The sequence below is a fragment of the Pseudomonas farsensis genome (assembly GCF_014268805.2).
In the GTDB taxonomy this organism is placed as follows: Bacteria; Pseudomonadota; Gammaproteobacteria; order Pseudomonadales; family Pseudomonadaceae; genus Aquipseudomonas; species Aquipseudomonas farsensis.
Map to the genome: position 1 here is coordinate 1,889,529 of NZ_JABWRF020000001.1, position 26,467 is coordinate 1,915,995.

The 26,467-nt window shown below is 63.6% G+C and carries 24 protein-coding genes and 1 pseudogene; 16 read left to right on the plus strand and 9 right to left on the minus strand.

Annotated features, from left to right (window positions below; all coding sequences use genetic code 11):
* Positions 1-9: 9 nt before the first annotated feature.
* From HU719_RS08630 to HU719_RS08645, 4 genes are read left to right on the plus strand one after another with little or no spacing between them, the layout of a single operon-like run.
* A complete protein-coding gene (locus HU719_RS08630; protein ID WP_367616402.1) occupies positions 10-927 on the plus strand; it encodes a DUF72 domain-containing protein in 918 nt (305 codons plus the stop codon).
* A complete protein-coding gene (locus tag HU719_RS08635) occupies positions 924-1,691 on the plus strand; it encodes an endonuclease/exonuclease/phosphatase family protein (RefSeq protein ID WP_186520945.1) in 768 nt (255 codons plus the stop codon). Before HU719_RS08630 ends, HU719_RS08635 begins: the two co-directional genes overlap by 4 nt.
* A complete protein-coding gene (gene clsB / locus HU719_RS08640; protein ID WP_186520946.1) occupies positions 1,688-2,890 on the plus strand; it encodes a cardiolipin synthase ClsB in 1,203 nt (400 codons plus the stop codon). Before HU719_RS08635 ends, clsB begins: the two co-directional genes overlap by 4 nt.
* The gene (locus HU719_RS08645) at positions 2,890-3,822 is read left to right on the plus strand and encodes a lysylphosphatidylglycerol synthase domain-containing protein (protein WP_186520947.1); all 933 of its coding nucleotides are present in this window, start codon (positions 2,890-2,892) and stop codon (positions 3,820-3,822) included. Before clsB ends, HU719_RS08645 begins: the two co-directional genes overlap by 1 nt.
* An 81-nt stretch (positions 3,823-3,903) precedes the next feature.
* Here HU719_RS08645 and HU719_RS08650 read toward each other — a convergent pair whose 3' ends face one another.
* A complete protein-coding gene (locus HU719_RS08650; protein ID WP_186520948.1) occupies positions 3,904-4,134 on the minus strand; it encodes a metallothionein in 231 nt (76 codons plus the stop codon).
* Entirely contained in the window at positions 4,131-4,589 is a 459-nt protein-coding gene (locus HU719_RS08655; protein ID WP_186536863.1) for a phosphotransferase system, HPr-related protein, read from the minus strand. Before HU719_RS08655 ends, HU719_RS08650 begins: the two co-directional genes overlap by 4 nt.
* 120 nt (positions 4,590-4,709) lie before the next feature.
* On the opposite strand from HU719_RS08655, the gene ligD reads away from it, so the two are divergent.
* The 7 genes from ligD (at position 4,710) to HU719_RS08690 (ending at position 12,505) form a co-directional block, all read left to right on the plus strand.
* On the plus strand, positions 4,710-7,148 hold the full coding sequence (gene ligD / locus HU719_RS08660; protein WP_186536862.1) for a DNA ligase D: 2,439 nt from the start codon (positions 4,710-4,712) through the stop codon (positions 7,146-7,148).
* 41 nt (positions 7,149-7,189) lie between these two features.
* Positions 7,190-8,230, plus strand: coding sequence for an acyl-CoA dehydrogenase family protein (locus HU719_RS08665; protein WP_186536861.1), 1,041 nt, complete (start codon positions 7,190-7,192; stop codon positions 8,228-8,230).
* Entirely contained in the window at positions 8,227-8,982 is a 756-nt protein-coding gene (locus HU719_RS08670; protein ID WP_186536860.1) for a PIG-L deacetylase family protein, read from the plus strand. Before HU719_RS08665 ends, HU719_RS08670 begins: the two co-directional genes overlap by 4 nt.
* 12 nt (positions 8,983-8,994) lie before the next feature.
* Positions 8,995-9,594, plus strand: a complete 600-nt coding sequence (locus tag HU719_RS08675) for a class I SAM-dependent methyltransferase (protein WP_186536859.1) — start codon at positions 8,995-8,997, stop codon at positions 9,592-9,594.
* The gene (locus tag HU719_RS08680; RefSeq protein ID WP_186520954.1) at positions 9,591-10,253 is read left to right on the plus strand and encodes a glycosyltransferase family 2 protein; all 663 of its coding nucleotides are present in this window, start codon (positions 9,591-9,593) and stop codon (positions 10,251-10,253) included. Before HU719_RS08675 ends, HU719_RS08680 begins: the two co-directional genes overlap by 4 nt.
* A 512-nt stretch (positions 10,254-10,765) precedes the next feature.
* Positions 10,766-12,070, plus strand: coding sequence for an MFS transporter (locus tag HU719_RS08685; RefSeq protein WP_186536858.1), 1,305 nt, complete (start codon positions 10,766-10,768; stop codon positions 12,068-12,070).
* A gap of 111 nt (positions 12,071-12,181) precedes the next feature.
* Complete coding sequence (locus HU719_RS08690) at positions 12,182-12,505, plus strand: hypothetical protein (RefSeq protein ID WP_186536857.1); 324 nt, start codon at positions 12,182-12,184, stop codon at positions 12,503-12,505.
* Between the two features lie 55 nt (positions 12,506-12,560).
* Here the strand turns inward: HU719_RS08690 and HU719_RS08695 are convergent.
* From HU719_RS08695 to HU719_RS08720, 6 genes and pseudogenes are all read right to left on the minus strand, one after another.
* Positions 12,561-13,289 (minus strand): annotated as a pseudogene (locus HU719_RS08695) (DNA-binding protein); the annotation flags it as partial.
* A gap of 172 nt (positions 13,290-13,461) precedes the next feature.
* Positions 13,462-14,025 (minus strand): nucleotidyltransferase family protein, encoded by a 564-nt coding sequence (locus HU719_RS08700; protein WP_186536855.1) that lies wholly within the window; start codon positions 14,023-14,025, stop codon positions 13,462-13,464.
* Positions 14,022-14,993, minus strand: a complete 972-nt coding sequence (locus HU719_RS08705) for an XdhC family protein (RefSeq protein ID WP_186536854.1) — start codon at positions 14,991-14,993, stop codon at positions 14,022-14,024. Before HU719_RS08705 ends, HU719_RS08700 begins: the two co-directional genes overlap by 4 nt.
* Before the next feature lie 3 nt (positions 14,994-14,996).
* Positions 14,997-16,208, minus strand: a complete 1,212-nt coding sequence (locus tag HU719_RS08710; protein WP_186536853.1) for a cytochrome c — start codon at positions 16,206-16,208, stop codon at positions 14,997-14,999.
* A gap of 2 nt (positions 16,209-16,210) precedes the next feature.
* The gene (locus tag HU719_RS08715) at positions 16,211-16,750 is read right to left on the minus strand and encodes a (2Fe-2S)-binding protein (protein WP_186520961.1); all 540 of its coding nucleotides are present in this window, start codon (positions 16,748-16,750) and stop codon (positions 16,211-16,213) included.
* On the minus strand, positions 16,743-19,574 hold the full coding sequence (locus tag HU719_RS08720; RefSeq protein WP_186536852.1) for a xanthine dehydrogenase family protein molybdopterin-binding subunit: 2,832 nt from the start codon (positions 19,572-19,574) through the stop codon (positions 16,743-16,745). The genes HU719_RS08715 and HU719_RS08720 overlap by 8 nt, the downstream gene beginning before the upstream one ends.
* Positions 19,575-19,854: 280 nt before the next feature.
* Between HU719_RS08720 and HU719_RS08725 the strand changes: the two genes are divergently transcribed.
* The 4 genes from HU719_RS08725 to HU719_RS08740 all read left to right on the plus strand — a co-directional run bounded on the left by HU719_RS08725 (position 19,855) and on the right by HU719_RS08740 (position 24,116).
* Positions 19,855-22,179 (plus strand): putative bifunctional diguanylate cyclase/phosphodiesterase, encoded by a 2,325-nt coding sequence (locus tag HU719_RS08725; RefSeq protein WP_186536851.1) that lies wholly within the window; start codon positions 19,855-19,857, stop codon positions 22,177-22,179.
* Entirely contained in the window at positions 22,170-23,042 is an 873-nt protein-coding gene (locus tag HU719_RS08730; RefSeq protein ID WP_186520964.1) for a phosphate/phosphite/phosphonate ABC transporter substrate-binding protein, read from the plus strand. The genes HU719_RS08725 and HU719_RS08730 overlap by 10 nt, the downstream gene beginning before the upstream one ends.
* Before the next feature lie 43 nt (positions 23,043-23,085).
* Positions 23,086-23,472, plus strand: coding sequence for a VOC family protein (locus HU719_RS08735; protein ID WP_186536850.1), 387 nt, complete (start codon positions 23,086-23,088; stop codon positions 23,470-23,472).
* Positions 23,473-23,546: 74 nt separating this feature from the next.
* Positions 23,547-24,116 carry a hypothetical protein gene (locus tag HU719_RS08740; protein WP_186520966.1) on the plus strand — a complete coding sequence of 190 codons (570 nt, stop codon included), beginning with the start codon at positions 23,547-23,549 and terminating at the stop codon, positions 24,114-24,116.
* Here HU719_RS08740 and ptrR read toward each other — a convergent pair.
* Complete coding sequence (ptrR, locus tag HU719_RS08745; RefSeq protein ID WP_217843714.1) at positions 24,104-24,976, minus strand: putrescine utilization regulator PtrR; 873 nt, start codon at positions 24,974-24,976, stop codon at positions 24,104-24,106. The genes HU719_RS08740 and ptrR overlap by 13 nt on opposite strands.
* Before the next feature lie 105 nt (positions 24,977-25,081).
* On the opposite strand from ptrR, the gene HU719_RS08750 reads away from it, so the two are divergent.
* Positions 25,082-26,467: an aldehyde dehydrogenase family protein gene (locus HU719_RS08750; RefSeq protein ID WP_186520968.1), complete on the plus strand. Its 1,386-nt coding sequence runs from the start codon at positions 25,082-25,084 to the stop codon at positions 26,465-26,467.

Here is a 26,467-nt window from a genome sequence, read left to right on the forward strand (position 1 = left end):
GAGACATGCGTGAGCGAAATCCGTATTGGCATATCCGGTTGGCGCTATGGCCCATGGCGCAAGGACTTCTACCCGCAAGGGCTGCGCCAGAACGACGAACTGGCGTTCGCCTCGCGGGCAGTGAACAGCATTGAGATCAACGGCACCTTCTATGCTCTGCAAACGCCCGAACGCTTCCGCCAGTGGCACGATGAAACACCCGATGACTTCGTCTTCTCGGTCAAGGCGCCGCGTTATATCACCCATGTTCGCAGGCTCAAGGATATCCAGGAGCCAATGGCCAATTTCTTTGCGTCAGGGCCGCTGCAGCTAGGCGACAAGCTTGGGCCGTTTCTCTGGCAGTTCGCGCCCAATTTCAAGTTCGACGAGGCGCGTTTCGCCGCGTTTCTCAAGCAATTGCCGCGTGACCGCAAGGCGGCCCAGGCGTTGGCCAGCCACTGCAATGAACGCTTGCAAAGCAACGGCGGCGCGCAGATCAAGGGCAATGCCCGGCTGCGCCATGCCGTGGAAGTGCGCCACGAAAGCTTTCTGTGTGAAGCCTTCGTCAAGCTGCTGCGCAAGCACAAAGTTGCCTTGGTGGTGGCTGACAGCGCCGGAAAATGGCCCTATGTCGAGGATGTTACTGCCGATTTCGTCTACCTGCGCCTGCATGGTGACGTCGAGCTGTACAGCAGCGGCTACACCGCAAAGGCGCTGCGCCACTGGTGTGAGCGCATCCAGGCCTGGAGCGAAGGTGGGCAGCCGGCGCACGCGCATCTGATCGTCCAGCGCGCGCCGGCCAAGCGCGCCACGCGCGACGTTTACTGTTATTTCGACAATGACCAGAAAGTTCATGCGCCCTATGACGCTCGCAGGCTGCTCAGCAAAATGGGCCTGGATGGCGACCTGATCACCGAGCCAGGCGAACCCTCGCAGGTGGCGCTATGAACACTCCCCTCCCGGGTAACCTGCTCGACAAAGCCGCCGCCGTACACCGGCTCACGGTGCTGACCCTCAACGTGCACAAGGGTTTTACCTTCTTCAACCGCCGTTTCATCCTGCCAGAATTGCGCGAAGCGGTACGGGCTACCGGCGCGGACCTGGTGTTTCTGCAGGAAGTGCATGGCAGCCATGAACAGCACGCCGAGCGCCATCCCACCTGGCCGCAGACGCCGCAGTATGAGTTTCTCGCCGACAGCATGTGGCCGCAGTTTGCCTACGGGCGTAATGCGGTGTACCCCCATGGCGACCATGGCAATGCGCTGCTGTCGAAATTCCCCATCAGTGAATACGACAACCGCGACGTGTCCATCCATGGCAACGAGCAACGCGGCCTGCTGCACTGCCGGCTGCAAGTGCCCGGCCACGACCAGGTGCACGCAGTGTGCGTGCACCTGGGCCTGCGCGAAGCGCATCGTCAGCGCCAGATTCATCTGCTGCTGGAGCTGCTCGACAGCCTGCCGCCCGATGCCCCTGTAATCATCGCCGGGGACTTCAATGACTGGCGTCTGAAGGCAGACGCGGTGCTCAGCGAGCACCTGACCGAGGCCTTCGGCAGCCCTGCGCGGAGCTTTCCGGCGCGCCTGCCGCTGCTGCGCCTGGACCGCATTTACCTGCGCAACGCCCGCGCCAGCAGTGCCAAGGTGCTGGCCAAATACCCGTGGTCGCACTTGTCCGACCATGTTCCTCTGGTGGCTGAGGTGGCCCTATGAAACCTGCATGGCAAAGCGGCAACCAGGTCGAGTTGCTGATCAACGGCGAGCAGTACTACCCCCGCGTGTTCCAGGCCATGGCCGAGGCACAGGATGAGATCCTGCTGGAAACCTTCATCATCTATGACGACAAGGTCGGGCAACCGCTGCGCGAGGCACTGATAGATGCCGCTCGGCGCGGCGTGCGGGTGGAGGTGGTGGCGGACGGCTATGGCACGGCCGAGCTGAGCGATGCATTCGTGGCGTCGATGACCGATGCCGGGGTGCGCTTCCATGCCTTCGACCCCAAGCCGATGGTCGCGGGCATGCGTACCAACCTGTTTCGCCGCTTGCACCGCAAGATCGTAGTGATCGATGGCAAGCGCGCGTTCATCGGCGGGATCAACTACAGCGCCGACCACCTCGGCGATTACGGCCCGCAAGCCAAGCAGGACTATGCCGTTGAGGTACGCGGCCCGGTAGTTTCGCAAATCCATGCTTCCAGCCGCCGCTTGCTGGCCCCGGTACTTGAGAGCCCGAGCAAGGTCGAGGTGGCGCAAGCGCCGGCAGGCAGTGTCGAGGCGGCGCTGGTGGAACGCGACAACCTTAAGCACCGGGACGATATCGAAGAGCAGTATCTGCAGGCCTTTCGCCAGGCCCGACAACGCATCGTTGTGGCCAATGCTTATTTCTTCCCCGGCTACCGCCTGTTGCGCGAACTGCGCAATGCCGCCCGACGCGGCGTTGAAGTGACGCTGATCCTGCAGGGCCAGCCCGACATGCGCTGGGTGCGCACGCTGTCGCGGCTGCTCTACAACTACCTGCTGCGCGACAAGGTGCAGATTTACGAGTATTGCCAGCGCCCGTTGCACGGCAAGGTCGCACTGGTGGATGACACCTGGGCGACGGTGGGGTCGAGCAACCTGGACCCCCTGAGCCTGTCGCTGAACCTTGAAGCCAACCTGCTGATCCGTGACCGGGCGTTCAATGCCCTGCTCCACGAACACCTGACGGGCCTTGCGGCCCAGCACTGCAAAGTGGTGACCCTGGAGCGGATGATCCGGGGCTACTGGTGGCGTGCGCCGCTGATCTTCATGGGGTTTCACATCACCCGCTACTTTCCGCGTATCGCCGGCTGGTTTCCTGCGCACCGCCAGCGACTCAAGTCGCTGCAGCCAGAGGTCGAGCTGCAAGGTAATTACCACGAGGGCAAGACCTGATGGCCAAAGCGAGCTGGCAAAAATGGGGCAAACGGCTGTTGACCCTGCTGTTCGTGATACTGATTCCGGTGCTGTTGTTCTCCTTGGCGCGCAACCTCGACTGGGCCGAAGTGCGCCAGTCGCTGTTTGCCTACAAACCCGGCACGCTGGCCATCGGCTTGTTGCTGGCATTGGCCAGTTACCTGGTGTTTGCCAGCTACGACCTGCTGGCCCGGGCCTACACCGGCCACCAATTGCCGGCGCGGCAGGTTTTGCCAGTGGCATTCGTGTGTTACGCCTTCAACCTCAACTTCACCACCTGGGTGGGTGGCGTGGCGCTGCGCTACCGGTTGTATGGCCGCCTGGGGTTGGATACGCCGACCATCACCCGCATCCTTACCCTGGGTTTGCTGACCAACTGGATGGGCTACCTGGTGTTGGCGGGCTGCGTGTTTGCCTCGGGGTCCGTCAAGCTGCCAGACACCTGGGCCGTGGGCGCGACCGGGCTGCGCCTGATCGGCGTGTTGATGGTTGCGGTTGCCGTGGGGTACCTGCTGGCCTGTGCGTTTGCCAAGCGCCGCACCTGGCACCTACGCGGGCATGAACTGACGCTGCCGTCCATCCGCTTGGCCTTGTGTCAGGTGGCACTGGGCGCCAGCAACTGGGCGCTTATGGCAGCGTTGATCTATTGGCTGCTGCCAGGGGATTTGTTTTATCCGTCGGTGCTAGGGGTGCTGCTGATCAGTTGCGTGGCTGGGGTGGTCGCGCATATTCCAGCGGGGTTGGGGGTGCTGGAAGCAGTTTTCCTTGCCTTGCTGCACGGCCAGCTCGGGCAAGGCAGCCTGGTGGCGGCGCTGTTGGGCTATCGCACGCTGTATTACCTGATTCCGCTGGCGGTAGCCGTGATCACCTACCTGGTGCTGGAGCAGCGCGCCCGGCAGTTGCGGCGGTGAAAGATGGCACCGGCTTGGCCGGTGTCCCATCTGTAGGAGTGGCCTTGTGCCGCGAAGGGCCGCAAAGCGGCCCCAAGTGATTCACGGCGATATTGGATCACTGGCCGGGAAGGTTTCATCCAGCGCATTGTCCACGTTGGCCTCACCCGGCCGGGTAGCTTCGGCGCATTTGCAGTCGCCCATGCAGCATGGCTCACCGTCCTGGTGGCCATTGGCACAGGCCTCACAGCAATAGGCCTTGCCTTCACGCATCAGGGCGTCATCGCCCACAGTGCAGGAGCAGTGGTTACAGGCACAGCGTTGCTCGTTCATCGGGTGCTCTCCTCGTCGTCACCCACGACTTGGTCCGTCCAAGGTTCGCCATCAAGCGGTGCCGAGCGGCCCAGCTCCGCTTCATCAAGACCAAAACCGCCACCGATCTCGTTCATGTCCACTTCACGCAGTTCCTGGTCAGCCGGGCCGCCGCTACCGGGCTCGTTCGGGTCGCGAGCGCCGGTTTCGTCGAACAAAGTGTCCGGGCTCATGTCATCGAGGGTGACGTTGTCTTCGTGCAGGCTCTCGCTGAGCGCTTCGCCGCCGGTCATGCCGCTTTGCGCCACACGCTCATCGGGGAACTGCTCGGCCACTTCTCCCGCCGGGCGCTCGTCACCAATGCGCCCACGACGTTCATCGCGCCGCTCGCTGAAGTCCAGTTCGTGGACGCTGCCCATGCGGTCCTCGGTGGTGTCGATCTCGGGAGTGAATTCTGGGTCGTCTGGCAGGGCCATGGCGCTTCTCCATCAAGGGGGTTCATCTGGTCGACTGCACGCTAGCGCCAATGATTCAGAGTTTTTTGAACTCTGCCTGCGCCCGCTCCCTCCCAAGTCAGAGAGCACAAGGAGCCCGTCATGGCCAAGCCCCTGCAGGAATACCAGCGCAAGCGCGACTTCAATGCCACGCCAGAGCCCGCCGGCAAGCGCACCCGTGCAGCCAAGGCCCATGCGCTGCAGTTCTGCATCCAGAAGCATGATGCCAGCCACCTGCATTACGACTTTCGCCTGGAACTCGACGGCACGCTGAAAAGCTGGGCCATCCCCAAAGGCCCTTCGCTTGACCCCAAGGTGCGCCGCCTGGCAGTGCATGTGGAGGACCACCCGCTGGATTACGCCGACTTTGAAGGCAACATTCCCGAGGGCCACTATGGCGCGGGCGATGTGATTGTCTGGGATCGCGGTGTGTGGGAGCCGGAGGGCGACGCTCAGGCCGCCTATGCCAAGGGCAAACTGCGCTTTCGTTTGCAAGGCGAGAAGCTCTCCGGGGTGTGGAACCTGTTCCGTACTCACATGGCGGGCAAGAAAGAGCAATGGATGCTGGTCAAGTCCCACGATAGTGAGGCGCGCAGCGAAGCGGAGTACAGCATCGTCGAGGCCCAGCCCGACAGCGTCATCAGTGACCGTACCCTGCTGCCGCGCAAGGCTGCCAAACCCGCCACTCGGCGCCGCAGCGCCAGTAAGGTCAAGATGCCGGACCTTGTGCGGCCGCAGTTGGCCACCTTGGTCGATTCGCCCCCTGCCGGCGACTGGTGCTACGAGGTCAAGTTCGACGGCTACCGCATCCTGGCCCGTATCGACGGCGCAGACGTGCGCCTGTTCACCCGCAATGGCCATGACTGGAGCGCGAAAATGCCGCGCCAGGTGGCGGCGCTCAAAGCGCTGGGTGTGGACTCGGCGTGGCTCGATGGCGAAATGGTCGTGGTTGGCGACAACGGTGTGGCTGACTTTCAGGCATTGCAGAACGCCTTCGATACCGAGCAGGACGAGCGCATCACCTATTACCTGTTCGACCTGCCCTACCTTGGCGGCAAAGACCTGTGTGATCTACCGCTCGAAGACCGGCGCAGGGCGCTGGAAAAGCTGCTCGAACACAATGACGACCCGCAACTGAGGTTTTCCGAAGCGTTCGAGCAGCCCGTCGATTCGCTGCTCGACAGCGCCTGCCGGCTAGAACTCGAAGGGTTGATCGGCAAACGTCTGGGCAGCACCTACAGCGGCCGGCGCAGTGCCGACTGGATCAAGCTCAAGTGCAAACAGCGCCAGGAATTCGTGATTGTTGGCTACACCGACCCGAAAGGCAGCCGCACTGGCTTCGGCGCACTGCTGCTGGCATTGCATGACGCCGACAGCGGCCAATTGCGTTATGCCGGCAAGGTCGGCACCGGTTTCAGCGCAACCACACTGGCCAGCATCCATGCCCGGCTAAAGCCACTGGAGTGCAAAAAGCCGCTGCTGGCCAACCCACCCAGCGGCGCCGAGGCGCGCGGTGTGCATTGGCTCAAGCCGCTACTGCTGGCGGAAGTCGCCTACGCGCAGATGACCCGCGACGGCATCGTGCGTCATTCGGTGTTCCACGGCCTGCGTGATGACAAGCCTGCCACCGCTATCGACCTGGAGCGTGCCATGCCGCCTGCGAAAGCCACCGATTTGCACTTGACCCACCCCGACCGGGTAATTGATGCCAGCAGCGCGACCACCAAGCGCCAGGTAGCTGAGTACTACGCGCAAGTCGCCGACTTGATTCTGCCCCAGCTCGCCCATCGCCCGGTTGCCTTGGTGCGGGCGCCGGACGGTTTGGGCGGCGAACTGTTCTTCCAGAAAAACGCCGGCCAACTGCATATCCCCAAGGTCGTCAGCTATACCAAGGCCCAGGCCGGCCAGGCGGCGATGGTGTTGAACAATGCCCAGAGCCTTCTCGGCGCCGTACAGATGAACACGCTTGAGTTGCACACCTGGAACGCCACCGACAAAGACTTCGAGCGGCCCGACCGCTTCATCCTCGACCTCGACCCAGACCCGGCGCTGCCCTGGAAAGCCATGCTTGAAGCCACGCAGTTGACCCTCACCTTGCTCGACGAGCTGGGCCTGAAGGTGTTCCTCAAGACCAGCGGCGGCAAAGGGATGCACCTGGTGGTGCCGCTGACGCGCCGCGCAGGCTGGGATGAGGTCAAGGACTTCACCCACGCCATCGTCGATCACCTGGCCAATCTGTTCCCCGAGCGCTTGAGCGCCGTGTCGGGCCCGAAGAACCGGGTTGGGCGCATCTTTATCGACTACCTGCGCAATGGCAAAGGCGCCACTACCGTCGCCCCCTACTCGCTTCGCGCCCGTGAAGGGCTGCCGGTCTCGGTGCCTATCTGGCGCGAGGAGCTGGCCCAACTCAAGGGCGCCAACCAGTGGACCATCGCCAATGTCTATGAGCGACTGGGCGAGGTCGAAGACCCGTGGGCGGGCATGGGCAAGGTACGCCAATCGATTACCGCGCGCATGCGCAAGCAGCTGGGCCTGAGCTGATGGCGCGGCTGCACGCTAACCACCCAAATGGAATTAACCCGATGAGCATCAGCCACAATGATCACTCAAGCGCGCTTGAGCGCTTGTTGCGCGAGTTTGGCGATCGTCCCCAGGCGTTGAGGGTGGATGACTTGCTGCTGGACGTGCTGCGTGCACTGCAAGCCGAACAACTCGACCGGCTGCCGCTGCCCGGCCATGGCAGCACATTGCAGCGCTGGCAGGTACTTGCCCAAGTGGCAGCGTGTGACCTGGGGCTGGCCAAGCTCTATGAGGGCCATACCGACGCCTTGGCGATCCTGGCTGAATGCGCGGCAGGCCACCACGCCCAAACGGGCATATGGGGTGTGTGGGCTGCCGAACCACCGGATGCACGGGTGCAGATCATCGCCCGCGAGGGTGAAGAGGTGCGCCTGCAGGGCCGCAAGGGTTGGTGTTCCGGGGCGTTGCAGATCGACCGCGCGCTGATCACCGCTTGGCATGACGACCAGCCGCAACTGGTAGCCATTGCACTTGACCAGCCCACCCAGCGTATCAATGCAGGCAACTGGCAGGCACAGGGCATGGCCACCACCGCCAGTGTCGACATCGAGTTCGACAATGCCAGCGGTATCGCCATCGGCAGCCCGGGCCAGTATCTGGCGCGCCCGGGGTTCTGGCACGGCGGCGCCGGCATCGCCGCTTGCTGGTATGGCGCAGCGCAGGCGCTGGCCACCTACTTGCGCGAGCACTGCCACAAACCCCGCCGCGACCCGCACGCCTGTGCTCATCTGGGGGCGGTGGATGCGGCCCTGTACGGCGCCCGCGCTGCCTTGCGCGAATGCGCAGCCTTTATAGACCGCGAGCCTGGCGCCGACGCCAATCTTCACGTACGGCGCACCCGTGCGCAGGTGGAGCACGCGGTTGACCAAGTGCTCCATCACGTCGGCCGGGCGCTGGGCGCCACGCCTTTCTGTCGCAACAGCCATTTCGCCCGGCTGAGCGCCGACCTGCCGGTGTATCTGCGCCAGAGCCACGCCGAGCGCGATCTGGCCGAACTGGGCCAACAAGTGGCCGGCTTGCCGGCAGGAGCCTGGCAACTATGAGCGAAAACCTGATCCAGGCCAGCAGCGGTACCCCTTGGCATGACTGGCAACACTCCGCGCATTTGGCCCGCGCCACCTGGCTTGACCCCGACCAACTGTGCCCACCGGGGCGGCGCCTGGTGGTGGTTGCCCCACACCCGGACGACGAAATTCTGATGGCGGGCGGCCTTCTGGCTGGCTTCAGCGGCCGCGAGCAAGACTTGGTGCTGATCTCAGCCACCGACGGCGAGGGCAGCCACCCCGGCTCGCAGAACTGGAGCGAACACCGGCTGCGCCGGCAACGCCCACTGGAAAGCCGCCACGCCCTGCACCAGCTGGACCTCAACCTGGCGCGCCTGGACTGGCGCCGGCTGAACCTCAAGGATGGCGGCCTGCCCCGGGACGAAGCCTTTTTGCTTAACCACCTCAACCAGCTGCTGCAGCCCGACGATTTGCTGCTGTGTACCTGGCGCGAGGATGGCCATTGCGACCACGAAGCCGTTGGCCGCGCCTGTGCGCAGGCCGCTTTGGCGCGCAAGGCGCAGTTGGCCGAAGCGCCGGTCTGGGCCTGGCACTGGGCCACGCCGGACGATACGCGCCTGCCGTGGGCGCGCGCGCACCGCGTGCAATTGGACGATACCCGCCTTGCACGCAAGCGCCGGGCGCTGGCTGCGCACGTCAGCCAGCTGCAAGCCGACGACGACCGCCCGCCAGTCCTGCCTGAACGCTTTCAGGAGTGCCTGCTGCAACCCTTCGAACTGTTGTTCTTGTGAATGGAGCCCACGATGAGCCTTGATGCGCAGTATTTCGCCGAGCTGTACGCCGGCAACGATGACCCCTGGGCCTTCCGCACTCGCTGGTACGAGCGGCGCAAGCGCGACCTGGTCTACGCCAGCCTGCCGCGCCAGTGTTATGCGCGGGTATTCGAGCCGGCTTGCGCCAATGGTGAGTTAAGCGCACTGCTGGCCGAGCGTTGCGCAAGCCTGGTGTGCCAGGACATCGACGCCACGGCCGTCGCCCTCGCCCGCCAGCGCCTGGCCGATGTACCCCATGCCAGCGTCGAGCAGGCGCACCTGCCGGCTGACTGGCCGGGTGGGCAGTTCGACCTGATCGTGCTCAGCGAGATCGGCTACTACCTGGACCCTACCGATTGGTTGCAGGTGATCGAGCGTGCAGTGGCCAGCCTGAGCTACGACGGCGGCCTGCTCGCCTGCCATTGGCGCCACCCTATCGCCGGCTGCCCGCAAGACGGCAACGAGGTACATGCGCTGCTGGCCGAACGGCTGCCGCTGTACCGCCAGTTGCGCCACGAAGAGGCGGACTTTGTGCTGGAGTACTGGTCGTGCCAGCCCAGTGTGGTCGACCTCGACGAGACCTGCCCATGATCGCCGTGGTGATCCCGGCGCATAACGAGGCGCGGCGCCTGGGGTACTGCTTGAAAGCGGTCAAGGCTGCCGCTGCGTTGGCCGGAGCTGCCGGGCACCTGGTGCAGGTTCTGGTGGTGCTCGACCGTTGCAGCGATGCCAGTGCGGCAATAGCGAACCGGCACGGTGTACAAACGCTGGAGCTGGACGCCGGCAACGTCGGCATCGCCCGCCGGGCAGGGGCCGCCTTGATGCTTGAGCGTGGCGCACAGTGGCTGGCGTTTACCGATGCTGACAGCCGGGTACCGGCGCATTGGCTGATCTCGCAGCTGCAATGGCAGGCGGATGCGGTGTGCGGCACGGTCCACATTGAACGCTGGCAACCCTGGCAGACTGCCGCACTGCGCAAGTTGTACCGCAGCCGTTACCAGGCGGATGAGGGGCATCGGCATATCCATGGGGCCAACCTTGGGGTGTGCGCGCAGGCCTATACCAAGGTGGGCGGCTTCCAGCCGCTGGCGGCGCACGAGGATGTGCAACTGGTTCTGGCGCTGGAGGCGAGTGGCGCGCAGATCGTCTGGACGGCGCAACACAGTGTCGCCACCAGCAGCCGCGAAGATAGCCGCGCCCGTGAAGGGTTTGGCGATTATTTGCGCGGGCTGCATGGGCAGGTGTTGTGAGCGCAGGCTGTCGCCGCAGTGTAGGAGCGGCCTTGTGTCGCGAACGGGCTGCGCAGCGGCCCCAGGATCTCGGCCTTGTGCAAAATCGCCGGGGCTGCTGCGCAGCCCTTTCGCGGCACAAGGCCGCTCCTACAGGGGAACAGAGGGCGTATGCCTTCAATATCAATAGGTTATGTAAATGAAGTAATAGTGTTTCGAGATTAGCGAGTTAATCCCCCATGCCTGCGGCATCTCGCCGCACTCAACTGCCCCTTGGCAAAACTTCCATACCCCGTAGAATCGCGGATCCTTTTCGCCCGTCGCCCTCTGCGGTGGCCACCTTTTCGCAAAGACAGCGTCCGTGCCTCTCGCCACATCGCGCATGTGCTGCAGGCTCAACCGCCCCCGCCCGGCCTCTTTCGCAACAGGCCCAGCGGTTGACCCTTGCCAAGGTTGCACCCTGCCCCGGCAACATCGCACAGCCTGTGCACCCCGAAAAGGCGCAATTGTGCTTTTCCAACCTTGAGGTACGTATGTCTCCGCGTTTGCTGGCGATGGCGCTGGCACCCCTGCTCGGCCTGTTCATCATTGCCTTGGGTAATGGCTTTCTGTCTTCGCTCACTACGCTGCGCCTGGGGGCTGCCGGTGAATCGGCCACCACCATCGGCGTGGTCTCGTCGGCGTACTTTATCGGCCTGACCCTTGGGGCGCTGTTCAATGACCGGTTGATCCTGCGCATTGGCCATATCCGCGCCTACAGCAGCTTCGCCGCCCTGATCGGCGCGACCATCCTGCTGCAGGGCCTGTTCTACCACACCACTTGGTGGTCGGTGCTGCGCTTGATCAATGGCTGGGCCACGGTGGGCGTGTTCCTGGTCATCGAAAGCTGGCTGCTGCTGGCCGGTGACGCCAAGATTCGTGGCCGCCTGCTGGCGCTGTACATGATCGCCTTCTATGGCGCCGGGGTAATCGCCCAGGCAGCGCTTGGCGAAATCACCGCCATGGGTGACACCGCGCCGTTCATGCTGGCCGGCATGCTGGCCACCCTTTCAGTGCTGCCGATCGTGATCCTGCCTCGGGTATCGCCGCTGCTCGAACACGTCGAGCCGCTCAAGCCGCGCCAGTTGCTGGGCATCGCCCCGACCGGGCTGGTCGGTTGCTTTGGCTCGGGTATCATCATTGCCGGCATCTACGCGCTGCTGCCGCTGTACCTGCAACGTATCGGCCTGGACGTGGGCGAAGTCGGCACCATGATGGCGTGGGTAATCCTCGGCGCCATGCTGCTGCAGTACCCGGTAGGCCGCTGGTCCGACCGCAAGGACCGCCAGGACGTGCTGATTACCTTGGCCATCATCTGCACCGTGCTGTCGCTGCTGATCGTGGCGCTGCCGGTGGACACCGTGGCGCTGCCGGTGCTGCTGTTCCTGCTGGGCGGTGGTGTGTTCGCGCTGTACCCAGTGTCGGTCAGCAGCGCCGCCGACCGTGCGCCGGCGGATGCTCTGGTGCCGATGATCCAAGGCCTGCTGTTGATCAACTCATTGGGCTCTGCCCTGGCGCCGCTGGGCATTTCGCCGATGATGACCCGCTACGGCGAGGTCGGCCTGTTCTGGGCGTTTGCGGCGATCAACCTGGTCATGGTCGGGTTCTTCATGTGGCGACGGGGCAAACGCCCTGCCCCTGCTCACCCCGCCGCGTTTACCGCCAGCGCAACGTTCTCGCCAACCGGCGCCGAACTGCGCGTGACCGAAGACTTGATGCATGCGGCTCAGGAACACCCCACGCTGGATGAGATGGAAACACCTGCAGCAAGCGCCACACCGCGCAACGACACTCACTGACCGACGCCGGGGCCGTACTGCGGCCCCGCGCGACCGTCCGTCGCTACGACGGCACCTGCCACACCGCAGCGCTGCCCAAACCATGACAGTTAATCCGACAGGAGACTCACCATGGTTCGCACTCGCCCCCTTGCATTGTTTCTCGCCGTTGCCATGGGCCTTGGCTCGGCAGGCAGCTTTGCTGCCAGCGATATGAACACCACCGGCAGCCAGCCCCAGGCCGACCATTCCAAAGGTGACCACCCCAAAGGCAAGACCGCAGGCGAAGGCAGCAGCGTCAATACGCCGGGTGGCAAAGACAACGACAGCAGCGACACCGGCACCAATTCCGATGCCGCGGACGGGGCTGCGGGCGGCTCTAATAGCACGGGTGAGGCTACCGGCTCCGGTGCAGGCGCTACAGGCGGCAATGCCGAAGATCAAGACAGCCGTTGAAATCAGGTGAATCAGGCCCTGCAGCAGCAGGGCCTGATTACTAGACGCTGCCGCCGCGCCGAAGCTCGGCAATTTGTGCATCGCGTTCGGCGCATTGCCGACGCAACTCCTCCCCTGCCCCTTGGGCCTGCCCCAGGATTGCTCGCAGCCCTTGCACCTGGGCGTCGCGCTGTTCCAGCTGGGCCTCCAGCGCTTTTCGCGCTTCCAGTGCCTGCCGCTGCTCAGCCAACAAACGTTCATTGTCACGGTGCAGGCGGGTCACCTCTTCCTGGCGAGCCAGTGCGCCCTGCTGCAGGGTGTGCAGTTGGCCCTGGAGCTGGCGGACCTGGGTTTCCTGGCGGCGTTGCTCCTGCTCTCGGCGTGTTTCCAGCGAGTTTATGTGCTGGTCTTTGTCACTGAGACGGGCCTGCAATGCGCTGACCTCGGCGTGGTGCTGTTGATGTGCAGCCGCCAAGGCGCGTTGCGCGAGGTCCAGTTGGCTGCGCAATTGTTCACATTGGCGATTGAAAGTGGCCTCTGCAACATCGATGCGAGCCTGGCCTTCCTGCTGCAGTTGGGTGGCGAGCTGGGCAACCAGCTGGCTTATAGGCGCACTAAGGCACGTGCTGTTCTCAAGGGTAACAGGCGGTTGTTCCAGCTCTTTCAGATAGCGATGGATCGTGGACTTCGAACCGGTATTTCCCAGTTCGATACGTACTGCGTCGATGCTGGGGTTATCGCCACGGGCTAGCAATGCATCACGTGCTTGCTGGACTGCGTGTCTGTCGATGCCCGCACGTGCCATGGTGTACTCCGTTTGTTTTGTACCGTGGTATGTACCATGTATAGGCGGGCATTGTGAGGGCTACAGGTTATGAATTCAACGGATTTCATACGGCCCACGGGGGGTTGGATGCGGCAGGGATCTTGGGGCCGCTGCGCGATCTTTTCGGACCGCTCCGGCTCCCCGGCAAGTCCTATATCAACGCAGCAGGCGTATCGACATCCCGCAACACCCCGGCGTCCTGAGTTCCGTACACCACCACCTGCGCCCGGTGCCGTTGCAGCACCGAGCGCGCACCTTCATCGCCAGCAAGCGTGGCAAGCTCAGGCCAGAACCCACGCCCGAACACAACCGGGTGCCCGTTCTGCCCCTGATGTCGCGCAACCACGATAACCGCCTCACCGGCCAAGCCAGTCAGCCCGCGCAAGGTAGCCGGCAGTATCCACGGCATATCGCCCAGCACGATGGCAACCGCCCGCGCATCACTGTCGGCAAGCGAAGCAACACCCGCCGCAAGGCTATGGCCCATGCCCAAGCCGGCATCATTGCTATGCACCACTCGGCAACAGGCCGGCAAGCCGTGCCCGGCAGCGGACTCCCCGGCGCGCAATACCACACGCACCTCGTCGAACACACCCAGCGCCCGCTCGACACTGTGCTGCAACAAGCTGCGGCCATCGGCCAACACGGCTTTGCGCTTGTCACTGCCAAACCGCGAACCCTGGCCGGCAGCAAGTACCAGCGCGACGACCGTCACAGCGCCTCGCGGGCGATGCCGCTGCGGGTGCGCAGAATATCGGCAAGCACTGCCAAGGCGATCTCCGCCGGGGTCTTGCTGCCCAGGTTCAGGCCGATGGGCGCATGAATACGCGCCATCTCGGCCTCGCCCAACCGGCCAATGCGGCGCAGCCGCTCGCGGCGTTTGGCAGAGGTGGCTTGCGAGCCCATTACACCTATATAGAACGCTTCGGTTCTTACCGCTTCGAGCATGGCCAGGTCATCGATCTTCGGGTCGTGGGTCAGTGCCACCACTGCGGTATCGCGGTGGCAGCCGCCATTGGCGATGAACAGCGAGGGCAGTTCACGACGGATTTCTATCCCGTCCAGCACCACATTGTCCATCACCTCGTCCCGAGGGTCGCACAGCACTACCTCGAACCCCAGCCCTTTACCGAACTCTGCACAGAAATGCGCCACGCTCGAATAACCGGCCAGCAGCAGGCGCTGGGCAGCGCCAATGCGCAGTCGAACGCTGTCAGCACCTTGCTCTACACGTGGCCCTTGGCTTTGGTCATCGCGCAACTGCCACGCCCCCGTCACCAGGTTCACCTCGCGCAACAAGCGGCGCCGGCCCAGCAGCGCGGCCTCAAGTTCGGCCAGGTGTGCCTGTGTGGCACAGTCACCGGGCAGGTTTTCCACCAGCACATCGAGAACACCGCCGCAGGGCAGGCGGATGTTGGCGCGGCTGTCGCTGCCATCGCCATATCGCACCACGGCAACGGGCGTTGCGAACTCGCCGAGGGCCACGCGAGCGAGGAAATCCTCCTCGACGCAGCCCCCGGAAAGCGAGCCGACCCAATGCCCACCCTCGCTGACCGCCAGCAACGAACCCGGCGCCCTGGGGGCCGAGCCATAGGTGCAAAGTACGGTGCAAAGCCAAACACGCAGGCCGTCACGCGACCACTGGCCCGCCCGCTGCACCACCTGCAGGTCAAGATGCTGCACGGGTTAATCCACCTTCAGCTGGGCCAGCTGTTCAGTGCTCAGGTCGCCCGGCAGCCCACCCCATGCTTCACGCAGGTAGTTGACCATGTCGGTCAGCTGCTGGTCGTCGAGCTTGCCGGCAAAACCGGGCATCGGCTGCATACGTTCAAAGCCTGTGAACTGCTGTTCGCGAATGCCGTCGAGCACCACTTTGACCAGGTTGCGCGAGTCGGCCTGGCGCAAAATAGTATTGCCCTTCATGGCCACCGCGATATGCGGCTTGCCCTCACCGTCGGCACCATGGCAGCCGGCGCAGACGTTGAGGTACTGCTGGCGTCCACGCTGGCTACTGGCGGTCATGGTTTCGTGGGCCACTGCTTGCACCACACGGGCCGCCGGCGGCTGGTCGCCCAGCAGGTAGGTGGCCATGGCCGACAGGTCGCCGTCTTCTAGATGCTGGGTGCTGTGGTGCACCACCGGGTACATCTCGTTGAACATGCTGCCCTGGGCGCTCATGCCGTGCTTGAGGAAGGTCGCAAGGTCTGGCTGGGTCCAGCCGCGCTCGGCGAGGTCCTTGGCCAGCAGGCTTGGCGCCAGGTAGCCATTGAGTACCCCGCCGCTCAGGCGCTTGTCTTGCTCCAGCGCGCCGATAAGGTTACGCGGGGTGTGGCACTCGCCGCAGTGCCCAAGCACCTCGACCATGTACTGGCCGCGTTGCCAGGCTTCGCTGTTGCCAGCGGCCGGCTGCACCTGCACGCTCTTGCCGTACAGCAGGTTCCAGCCCATCAGGCCGGTGCGCACGTTGAACGGGAAGCTCAGGTCGGTGGTGGGTGCTGCGCGGTTGATCGGCGCGATGCTCTGCAGGTAGGCGTGGATCGCGTCGGCGTCTTCGCGCTTGATCAGGTGGTACGAGGTGTACGGCATGGCCGGGTACAGGTTGGCGCCGTCCTTGCGCTTACCCTCGGTCAGGGCCGCGAAGAACTCATCATCGCTGTAATTACCAATGCCGTGCTGCTTGTCGGGGGTGATGTTGGTGCCATAAATGGTGCCGAACGGCGAATGAATCGGCAGGCCACCGGCATACGGCGCGCCGCCTTCTGCGGTGTGGCAAGCCATGCAGTCGGCGGCACGGGCGAGGTATTCACCGCGTTTGATCACCTGTTGGTCCGCTGCCTGCGCCGCAAAAGCGAATACCGCACCAATGGCCAGGGCCAGGTTGCTGAACACACGCGTCATGCTCAACCCTCCTTGACCAGACCGAGGTCGCCCAGCACATCGCGGGTGGCCTCGTAATAGCGCACGTAACCGGTGCAGCGGCACACATGGTGGCCAAGGCTGGCCTCGATGGCACCTTCGAGCTCGCTCTTTTTCAGCGGCTTGCGCTGGGCGTTTTCCACCAGCACCGTGGCCGCATTGACGAAGCCTGGGGCGCAGTAGCTGCACTGGAAAGCAAAGCGCTCGACGAACTTTTGCTGGATGGGGCTCAGCGCAACCGGGTTTCCGGCGTCGTCCAACTGGGCATGGCCTTCGATGGTGCGCACCTTCTTGCCCTCGAAATAGTGGGCGCCGGTGATACAGGTGCGCACTTCCTCGCAAGTGCCATCGGGGTTGTCGACGATCACCACGCAGGCATGGCAGATGCCCTGGCCGCAGCCAAGGCGCGAGCCGGTAAGGTTCTGGTATTCGTGCAGGTAATCGAGCATCGCCAGGTCATCAGGAACCACCTCGGTGACGACGGGTTGACCGTTGAGGGTCAGTTGCAACTTACGGTCAGCCATTGAGGGCCTCCTTGATGCGGGCAGGAGTGATCGGCAGGTCGCGTACACGCTTGCCGATGGCGTGGGCTACGGCGTTGCCGATAGCGCCCACCACAGGGATCATCACCACTTCGGCGATGCCTTTGGACGGGTCGGTTGGCGACAGCGGCGGCAGGATCTCCGACGTCTGTTGCCACACCGCCACGTGCCTGGCCATCGGCAGGCGATAGCGGTTGAAGTTCCAGTCCCCCACCCCCGGCCCGCCTTCGTATAGCGGCATTTCTTCGAGCAAGGCATGGCCGATGCCCATGGCGATACCGCCTTCAAGCTGGCCCTTGACCAACTCCGGCACCAATACCCGGCCGCATTCGACCCAGCTGTGGTGGTTGAGCACGTGCACCTCGCCACTGCCCTTGTTGACCTTGATTTCGACAATGGTCGCCACTGGGCTGTAGTAGGTCACCATGGCATTGTTGAGCTGGGTCGCCGGATACAGCGCATTCTGCCGGTCCAGCAGATGGAAACCGTTGCTGTTCATCTGCGCCTTCTTGGCATTTGGCGCGCCATCGCCGTACTTCACCGCCAGTGCATCGAGCGGCAGGCGGTCACGCACACCATCGATCACAAAGTCTGCTTCAGCCCAGCTCCAGCGGTTGAACCCGTGCACGCTGGCACCGGTCACCAGGCCCATTTCATGGGCTTTGCGGGCAAGTTCGGCAAATGGGATGGGCGCCAGGCCGTTACCGGTCAGCGCGCCATTGACCCACACCGCGTTTTCGCGACGCACCACCAATGGGTTGGCCTGGCCGCCGAACGGGCCTTGGCGCCACAACGCCAAGGCTGCCGGCCACAGGCCATGATTGAACAGCACGCGTGCGGCTTCGCGGGTGGCGTGGCTGAAATAGAACGCCGAATTGGTCGCGGACGACGGCGACGCCAGCTTGCCAACCCAACGCGGGTCACGCAGCGCAGCGTCCTGCTCGGCCTGGCTGATCAGGTAGGGGTTGGCGCTGGTGCTCAGTTGCAGCTCTGGCCATTCGGTTTGCGCGGTCTGGACGTGGTCGGCGACGCGGCCCAGGAAGTCGCTGACCACCAAGGCTTGGGAAGTGGACATGCCCGTGCCCAGCTCGGTGCCGATATGGCGCAGGGTGATTTGCCCGTCGGCAGCGAATTCCACCGCTGCCATGGGCGCTTCAGCGCCGGTACCGAAGTCTTTCTGGGTGATGGCAAAGCCGACGCCGTACCAGTTATCCGGGTCTTTGGCGTCCATTGCCTGCTTGCGCGCATGGCGGGTTTTCCACCATTCATGCTCGCCAGCCTTGTCGAGGATTTCGTGCAGGCGCAAGGCACCGGCAGGCACTGCGCCCTGGGTGTTCTTCATGCCCGACTTGAGTGCGTTCTTGCGGCGCAGCTCGATGGCATCGACACCCAGGCGGTCGGCAATTTCATCAACCATCATTTCGGTGGCCGCCATGCTCTGCAGGGTGCCGTAACCCCGCATGGAGCCGGCCTCGACACCGCGCGAATGGTAGGCGGTGACCGACAGGTCATTCTGCGGCATGTAGTAGATCGACTGCGCCGCGGTGGCGCCGACAGCGGCAACCGAAGGGCTGTAGTTGATGCGCCCGCCGCCATCGACAGTCATCTCGGCGCGGAAAATCTGGAAGCTCAGGTCGTTCTTGTCCACCGCCAGTTGGTAGCGGATATCGAACGGGTGGCGCTTGATGCCGCTCTGGAACTGCTCGTAGCGGTCATTGGCCAGGCGAATCGGCACGCCGGCACCATACAGCGCAGCTACGGCGGCGTAGAACACAAAGATATTGTTGTCCTTGGAGCCATAGCCGACGGTGTAGCCGGGGTGCATGTTCAGGTGCTTGAGGCCGAAGCGCGACGGCTTGATCATGTGCACGCACTCGTGCGCCACCTCGAACGGGCACTGGGTCGCGACGACAAAATGCAAGGTTCCGCTGGCCGCATCGAACCAGCCGTTGCCATTGTCTGGCTCCAGCGCTGCGGGCTCGATGGACGGCGTCTTGTAGCGTTCGTCGAACAGCAGCCAGTTTTCCGGCGGCTGGCTGAGTTGCTCATTGATGCGCCCGGCATAGAACAGGCCTTGCTCGGTCAAGGTGCCGTGCTGCTTCGGTTCGGCAGTCCATACCGGCTTGCGCGCCAGAATGGTCGGGAACAGCATGGTGTTCTTCAGGCTGGAGAACGCATCCTCATCGAACGGCGTAGCGCCACCAACCCGCACAAAGCGGAAGCTGCCGTATGGGTCGCGCTGGTACAGCGGCGCCTGGGCACCGTAGCGGATAGCCTGGTCGTTGAATTGCAGCTTGAGCTTGGCTTTACGGTAGCGCTCGAAGTCGTGCCAGATCAGGATCGCCACCGGGTGGCCGATGAACATCGGCACCTGCCCTGGCGGCAGCAGCGGGTCTGGGGAGTGTGCCTCAGGCCAGGCGATGCCGTCCTTTTTCAGGTCCTCGGCGGTAACGATGCGGTCCGGCTGCAGGCTGTCGCCGAGCAATGCCAGGTCAAAGCCGGCATAGATGCGGTCGGCCTTGGTAGCCTTGAGCAGCATCGCGTGGCCTTGCTGCTGCGGCCAGCCGGGCATGTCCTTGGCACGAATATCACGGGCAAAGACCTTGCTGCCGCAGACTTTGGACAAGGCGTCATTGCGAAAACGCGCCTTGCCGTCGTTGTTCATCCACTTTTGCGCCGACGTGGTAACGCGGCTTTCCATCAGGGCGGCGAAGGCCTGGCTGCCGAGTGGCGCCAAGGTCACACCGACACCGGCAACCAGCCCGCCTTGCAGGAACGAGCGCCGGGAGAAATCACGGTTGGACATGGGTTGATCCTTGTGGGCAGTTCAGGCGCTGCCCTTGTTTTTCTGATGCAGGTGGCTGCAACCGCAGCCTGAGGGCGCGCACGATCACAAAATCTGACCCCCAAGTCAACATACACCGCTTGTTACATTCGTCTTAGTCAAGCGGACACTTTGTCGCGCAACTGGCCTGAACAGGTTCTGGATAATCGGCAAATAAATACCGGCAATGTGCCAGTAGTCATTGTGTTGTCATCTTCCTGTCGTATTTTCAAAAGCTCACCCAGGGTCGGGGAAGCCAGCTGTGATCCGCCGTTATCTTTCTTCTGCAGGGCTGTTGCCGCTGCTGCTGCTCATGCTGTGTGTCGTTACCCTCGCCTTCCTGTGGGGCCTGCACTTCAGCCAAAAAGCCGCCTCGCGCCAGGATGCGCTCTCGGCAAAAGCCGCCGAACACTTGAACCTTGCCAGCATCGTCGGGGAAAACCTGCGCCAGTTGGTGGACCGTGCGCAGGCAGTAGGCCGCGTGACCCAGGACGACATGCTGCGCCTGCGCCAGGGCAACCTGAGCCTTGCGCGGGTCCTCGCTGAAGACCCGGTGTTCAAGCGCATGAGCCTGTACGACCACAATGGCCGGCTGCTCTCCTCAAGCCATGCCGACGAACCCGGGCAATTGCCCCAGGCGTGGCTTGAACAGCTCCAGGCCCACGTCGCCCGGCATGGTTTCAAGGCGTTCATGCCTGCCACCCCGGCGCCGACTACAGCCTCAGCGCTGCCCGACTGGCGCCTGCCGTTCGTGCTGCCACTGACTGACATCAGCGGCCGCGAGGTCGACACCATCCTGGTGGTACAACTGGACATCGGCTACCTGGCGGTGCTGTTCCAGCACATCGACCTGGGCCGCACTGGCCTGATGCGCCTGCTCCAGGACGATGGTCGCGAGCGCCTGCGCATCGACACCAGCGGCGTGGTGGTTGCCGGCGACAGCCTGGTGCCAAGCCTGCCTGACAAGGCCGAAGACACCGGCCAGCTTACCCAGTACAGCCTGACCGGCGCCTACCAGAGCCTCTACCGGCGGGTGCCGGAGCGAGGTTTCAGCGTGGTGGTCAGCCAGCGCAACGAAGAAATCCTTGCCCCTTGGGCGCTCGCCGCCAGCCGCCAGTTGTGGCAGAACCTGGCCATGACCTTGATGATTCTGGCCAGCCTGGCCTGGGGGCTGCGCCTGCTGCGCAAGCGCCAGGAGGCGTTCGCCGAGCTTGAGCGCGCCCAGCAGGTCAACCAGCAATTGATCGGCCGCCTTGAAGACGAGCACCGGCGTAGCAGCCACGCCGCGGCCACCGACCACTTGAGCGGGCTGCACAACCGCCGCCAGTTCGTCGAAGTAGCCACCCAGGCGCTTGCCCAGCAGCGCGGCAAGCGCCGTTTGCTGGCGATTCTGTTCATCGACATGGACCGCTTCAAATCGATCAACGATTCGTTGGGGCACAAGGTGGGTGACCTGTTGCTGCAAGCGGTCGCCGGGCGCATTCAGCGCATGCTCGACCCCGGTGACGAAGCCTCGCGCTTTGGCGGCGACGAATTCGTGGTGCTGCTGGCCGGCGAGCGCAGCGAAGAGCAGATCAACGCCTGGGTGCGCGTGCTGGTCGAGAAACTGTCGGCCACCTATGCCCTGGACGGCCAGGAGGTCAACACCAGCCCAAGCGTGGGCGTCAGCATCTGCCCACGTGACGGCCAGGATATCGACACACTGATCCGCTGCGCCGACGCCGCCATGTATTCGGCCAAACAGGCTGGACGCGCCCAGTACCGGTTCTTCGACCCCTCGCTGAACCTGTCGGACATTCAGGCGTTCACCTTGGAACAAGCCTTCGGCAACGCCTTGGCCGAGCGCCAGTTCGTGTTGCATTTTCAGCCGCAGATCCGCCTCGATACCCTGCAGGTAATCGGCTACGAGGCGTTGGTGCGCTGGCAACACCCCGAATTCGGTTTGCTCTACCCTGACCGTTTCATCGGTGTTGCCGAGCGCAGCGGGTTTATCGTCGATCTGGGCTGGGAGGTGTTGCGCCTGGGTTGCGAAGAGCTGGCCCGTTGGGCTGCCCGCAAGCAAGCGGCGCACCTGGCGGTAAATGTCTCAGCCTTGCAACTGCGTCAGGCCGACTTCAGCGAGCGCCTGCTGGCCGAACTCGACAGCTACGGTCTTGAGCCAAGCCGCCTGGAGCTGGAAATCACCGAAACCACGGTGCTCGACCCCGAGGGGACGGCTGTCGAGCACCTGTACCGCCTGCGGGCGGCCGGCATGGGTATCAGCCTGGATGACTTTGGCCGCGGCTACGCAGGCTTCGCCCACTTGCAGTCACTGCCGTTGTCCCGGCTGAAGATCGACCGCGCACTGATCGCGCCGCTGTCCAACAGCTACGACGATAGCCCCATCGTGTCCTCGACCATCATTCTGGCCAAGCGCCTGGGCCTGGAGGTGGTGGCCGAGGGGGTCGAAACCCGCGAGCAACTGGTGTGCCTGAAACTGGCCGGTTGCGATATCGCCCAGGGTTATCACTTCAGCCGGCCGCTGTCGCAAGCGCAGTTGTATGAGTACCCACCGTTTACCGGCGCCGAGGTGAACGCATGCGCGTAGTCAAAACCCTGTGTGCCGTTGCCGTGCTGCAACTGCTGGTCGGTGCCGTGCAGGCCAAGTGCACACCGCACAGCCTGAGGCTTGCGGTGATTCCTATCAAAAGCGTCGAGGACATGACCCGCGAGCACCAGCCGCTGATAGAGCGCCTGGCCAAGGCTGCCGGGGTGCCGGTGGAACTGGTGGTGAGCAGCTCCTACGAAAGCGTGGTCGATGCGATTGTTTCAGGCGGCGCCGACATCGCCCGGCTGGGCCCGGCGTCGTACATTCTGGCGCACCGCCGCGATCAGCGTATCGAGCCATTCGCAACCCTGACCCTCAACGCCGGCCCCTATACCGCCGCGGGCAGCCACTATCAGGCGCTGCTGGTAACCCGCGCAGGCGGGCCGGCCACCCTCAGCGCCCTGCGCGGCACGCGGGTGGCGCTTAGCGACCCGGCAAGCACCTCGGGGAGCCTTGTGCCCAGTGTCGAGTTTGCCGGCAAGGTTGGCGCACCGCTCAAAGGCTACTTTGCCGCGCTGGTATACGCCGGCAGCCACGACAAGGCGCTGCAAGCAGTGCTTGAAGGCCGCGTCGACGCCGCGTTCGTCGCAAGCGAACGCGCCGATGCGTACCTTGCCAGCAACGCCCTGGCCCCCACGCAGTTGCAGGTACTGTGGCGCTCGGCGCCGATCTACTATGACCCCTATGTGTTCAGTGCGAGCCTGTGCCCGGCGCTGAAAACCAAGCTGCGCAAGGCAATGCTGGAAGACCCCGCTGCACTGGCCAGTTTTGTCGCCTCGCAGAACGCCACCGGGTTGGTAGCGGTGGGCCACAAGCAATACGCCGGGCTGGAGAAAATGATGGAAGCTTCGCAGCTGCCCTGAGGATGTGCTTTGCTTATAACAAGCCCGCAATGGAGCACAGCCGATGAAGATCGTCGCAACCCGCATTCTCGTCGATGACCAGGCCAAGGCCCAGGCCTTCTACCACCATGTGCTGGGTTTCCAACCCAAAGATGACATTGCCATGGGCAAGCACCGCAGGATCAGCCTCACCTCCCCCAACGACCCCCATGGCGTTGAGCTACTGCTCGAACCTGACGTACACCCTGCGGCCAAAACCTACAAGGCCGCCCTCAAGCAAGACGGCATCCCCGCCACCTCGTTCAGCGTGCGTGATGTGTACGCCGAGTACACCCGCCTGCGCGCCGCCGGGGTGCACTTCACCCAAAGCCCGGAAACGGTCGGCACGCAGATCATCGCGGTGTTCGATGACACCTGCGGCAACCTTATCCAGATCGCCCAGCGCCACTGAGCGCATGCAGACAGGCCACGGCCGTTGGGCTACATTGCCCGCTTCCATCAGCGCAGCCACAACAAGGAAAACCCATGCGCTATGAATTCAGCGAAGTGCTCAACGACCTGGTCGACTATTTTCTGCTCGGTGATATCCAGCTACTCGAAAGCTTCAAACAGCAGCATGAACTGCCCGATGACCTGGCCCGCGCCTTCACCACCGGCGACAGCGGCGACCTGGCCGTCGCTGAGGGGGTAATCCTGCCCTTGGCCGGTGTCGACAACCTGCCCTACCACATCCTGTTCACCCTCGACGGCCGCACCCCGGCGCTGCTTGAGCCCGGCAGCCGTCTCAAGCACAGGCGCAACGGCTACCGGCTCAAGGTCGAGAACCGCGCCCTCCTGCTGTTCACCTGGCGCATCCTGCAGCATTTCACCAACAAGACCCTCGGCGACCTGATGGCGCGCTACCAGGAGCCGGGCCGGCCAATCATCGAGCTGGATAACGGCTGGTATGAGGTCGAAGTGCTGGCCGGCGCGCTGGTCCGTGATGGCCTGTACGAACCTGCATTCGAATTCGTGCTGACAAAGGCCTGGGGGCGCGGTACTACGGGCAGCATAGACCTGGGCTACCGCTACACCCTGCACGGCTATTTCGACTGAAGCGTGCGTTCTTCCAGCAGCTTGATGAACATGCTCAAACTGCGCGATACCGTGCCGCGGCGCCACACCAGCCAGGTTTTCAGGTAGCGGAAGTCTTCTGCCATCGGCCAGGCGCTGACGGTGCTGCAGCCGGGCATGTTGTCGAGCATGCTGCGCGGCATCATCGCAAGTCCGGCGCCTGCGCTGACGCAGGCCAGCATGCCGTGGTAAGACTCCATTTCGTGTATTTTGCCGGGTACCGCCTGGTCGTGGACAAACCAGCTTTCAAAGTGGTGGCGGTAAGAGCAGTTGGCCCGAAAAGCGTAGATATTCGCGCCATTCACATCCCGTGCGCGGGTCACCGGTGGGTGGTGCAGCGGCGCGATCACGGTCATTTCTTCCTCGAACACAGGCATGCCTTCAAGGGTCGGGTGCAGCACCGGGCCATCGACGAAGGCGGCCACCAGGCGCCCGGACAATACTCCTTCGAGCATGGTCCCTGACGGGCCGGTGGACAGGTCCAGGTCTACCTTGGGGTAGCGCTGGTTATACGCGGCCAGCAGCGCCGGTATACGCACAGCGGCTGTGCTCTCCAGCGAACCCAGGGCAAAGGTGCCCTGCGGGTCTTCGCCCGCCACGGTCAGCCGCGCCTCATGCACCAGGTCAAGAATGCGCCGGGTGTATTCAAGAAAGTTCCACCCCGCCGGCGACAGGCGCAGCCGGCTTTTTTCGCGGATGAACAGCTCGACGCCCAGGTCCTCCTCCAGTTGCTTGATGCGCGTGGTGAGGTTCGACGGTACCCGGTGAATATGCTGCGCGGCCGCGCTGATGCTTCCGTGTTCGGCCACCGCCTTGAAGATTTCCAGTTGCACCAGGTCCACAATCATTCTCCAAACGTGAATGTTTCGCTCATTATTATTCAGTTTTCATTAAGCCGCGCCACCACTAGTCTGAGCTCACTCATTCATAACAACAGAGCACCCGCCATGAGCGAGATCAGCAGCCTGACCCACGCCATCTCCGTCGACCCGTATACCGGCGAGCAGATCGGCCACTACGCCTTCGACACCGACGCCGCACTGGAAGCGGCGCTGCAACGCGCCAAGGTTGGCTACAGCCAGTGGCGCAAGGTGTCGCTGGGTCAGCGCAGCGAATACCTCAATGCCCTGGCCGATGCCCTGCAGGCCGACGCAGAAGCGTTCGCGCAAATGATCGCCCGCGAAATCGGCAAGCCGATCAGCCAGGCGCGCGGTGAAGTCAGCAAGTGCGTCGGTTTGTGCCAGTGGTATGCCGAGCACGGCCCGGCAATGCTGGCTGCCGAGCCGACCCAGGTCGAAAAAGCCCGCATCGAATACCGCCCGCTGGGCCCGATTCTGGCGGTAATGCCGTGGAACTTCCCGCTCTGGCAGGTGCTGCGTGGCGCCGTCCCTGCCCTGTTGGCCGGTAATACCTACGTGCTCAAGCACGCACCAAACGTGATGGGCAGCGCCTACCTGCTGGCCGACCTGTTCAAGCGCGCCGCGTTGCCTGAAGGGGTGTTCGAGGTACTCAACGTCACCCCCGAAGGCGTGACCCGCGCCATCAACGACCCACGCATCGCCGCAGTGACGCTGACCGGCAGCGTGCGCGCCGGCATGGCCATCGGCGCTCAAGCCGGCGCCGCGCTGAAAAAATGCGTGCTCGAACTGGGTGGTTCCGACCCGTTCATCGTACTGGCCGACGCCGACCTGGACGCTGCCGTCAAAGCCGCTGTCATTGGCCGCTACCAGAACACCGGCCAGGTTTGCGCTGCTGCCAAGCGGCTGATCGTCGAAGAAAGCATTGCCGAGGCGTTTACCGCCAAGTTCGTCGAGGCGACCCGTGCGCTAACCGTCGGCAACCCGCTGGCCGACGCCACCTATATTGGCCCGATGGCCCGCTACGACCTGCGCGACGAGCTTGATGGGCAGGTCCAGGCCACCTTGGCCGAAGGCGCTACCCTGCTGCTGGGCGGGCACAAGGTCGATGGCGTGGCCAATTTCTATGCGCCAACCGTGTTTGCCAACGTCACGCCCGAGATGACGGCGTTCAAGCAGGAGCTGTTTGGCCCGGTGGCGGCAATTATCAGCGCCCGTGATGCCGAGCATGCCGTGGAGCTGGCCAACGACAGCGATTTTGGCCTGGCGGCGACCATTTACACCGCCGACTACGCGCTGGCCGAGCGCATGACCGAAGCGCTGGATACCGGTGGTGTATTTATCAATGGTTACTGCGCCTCCGACCCCCGTGTGGCCTTTGGCGGGGTGAAGAAGAGCGGCTTTGGGCGGGAGCTCTCGCACTTTGGCGTGCGTGAGTTTACCAATGCGCAGACGGTGTGGCTGGATCGCAACTGA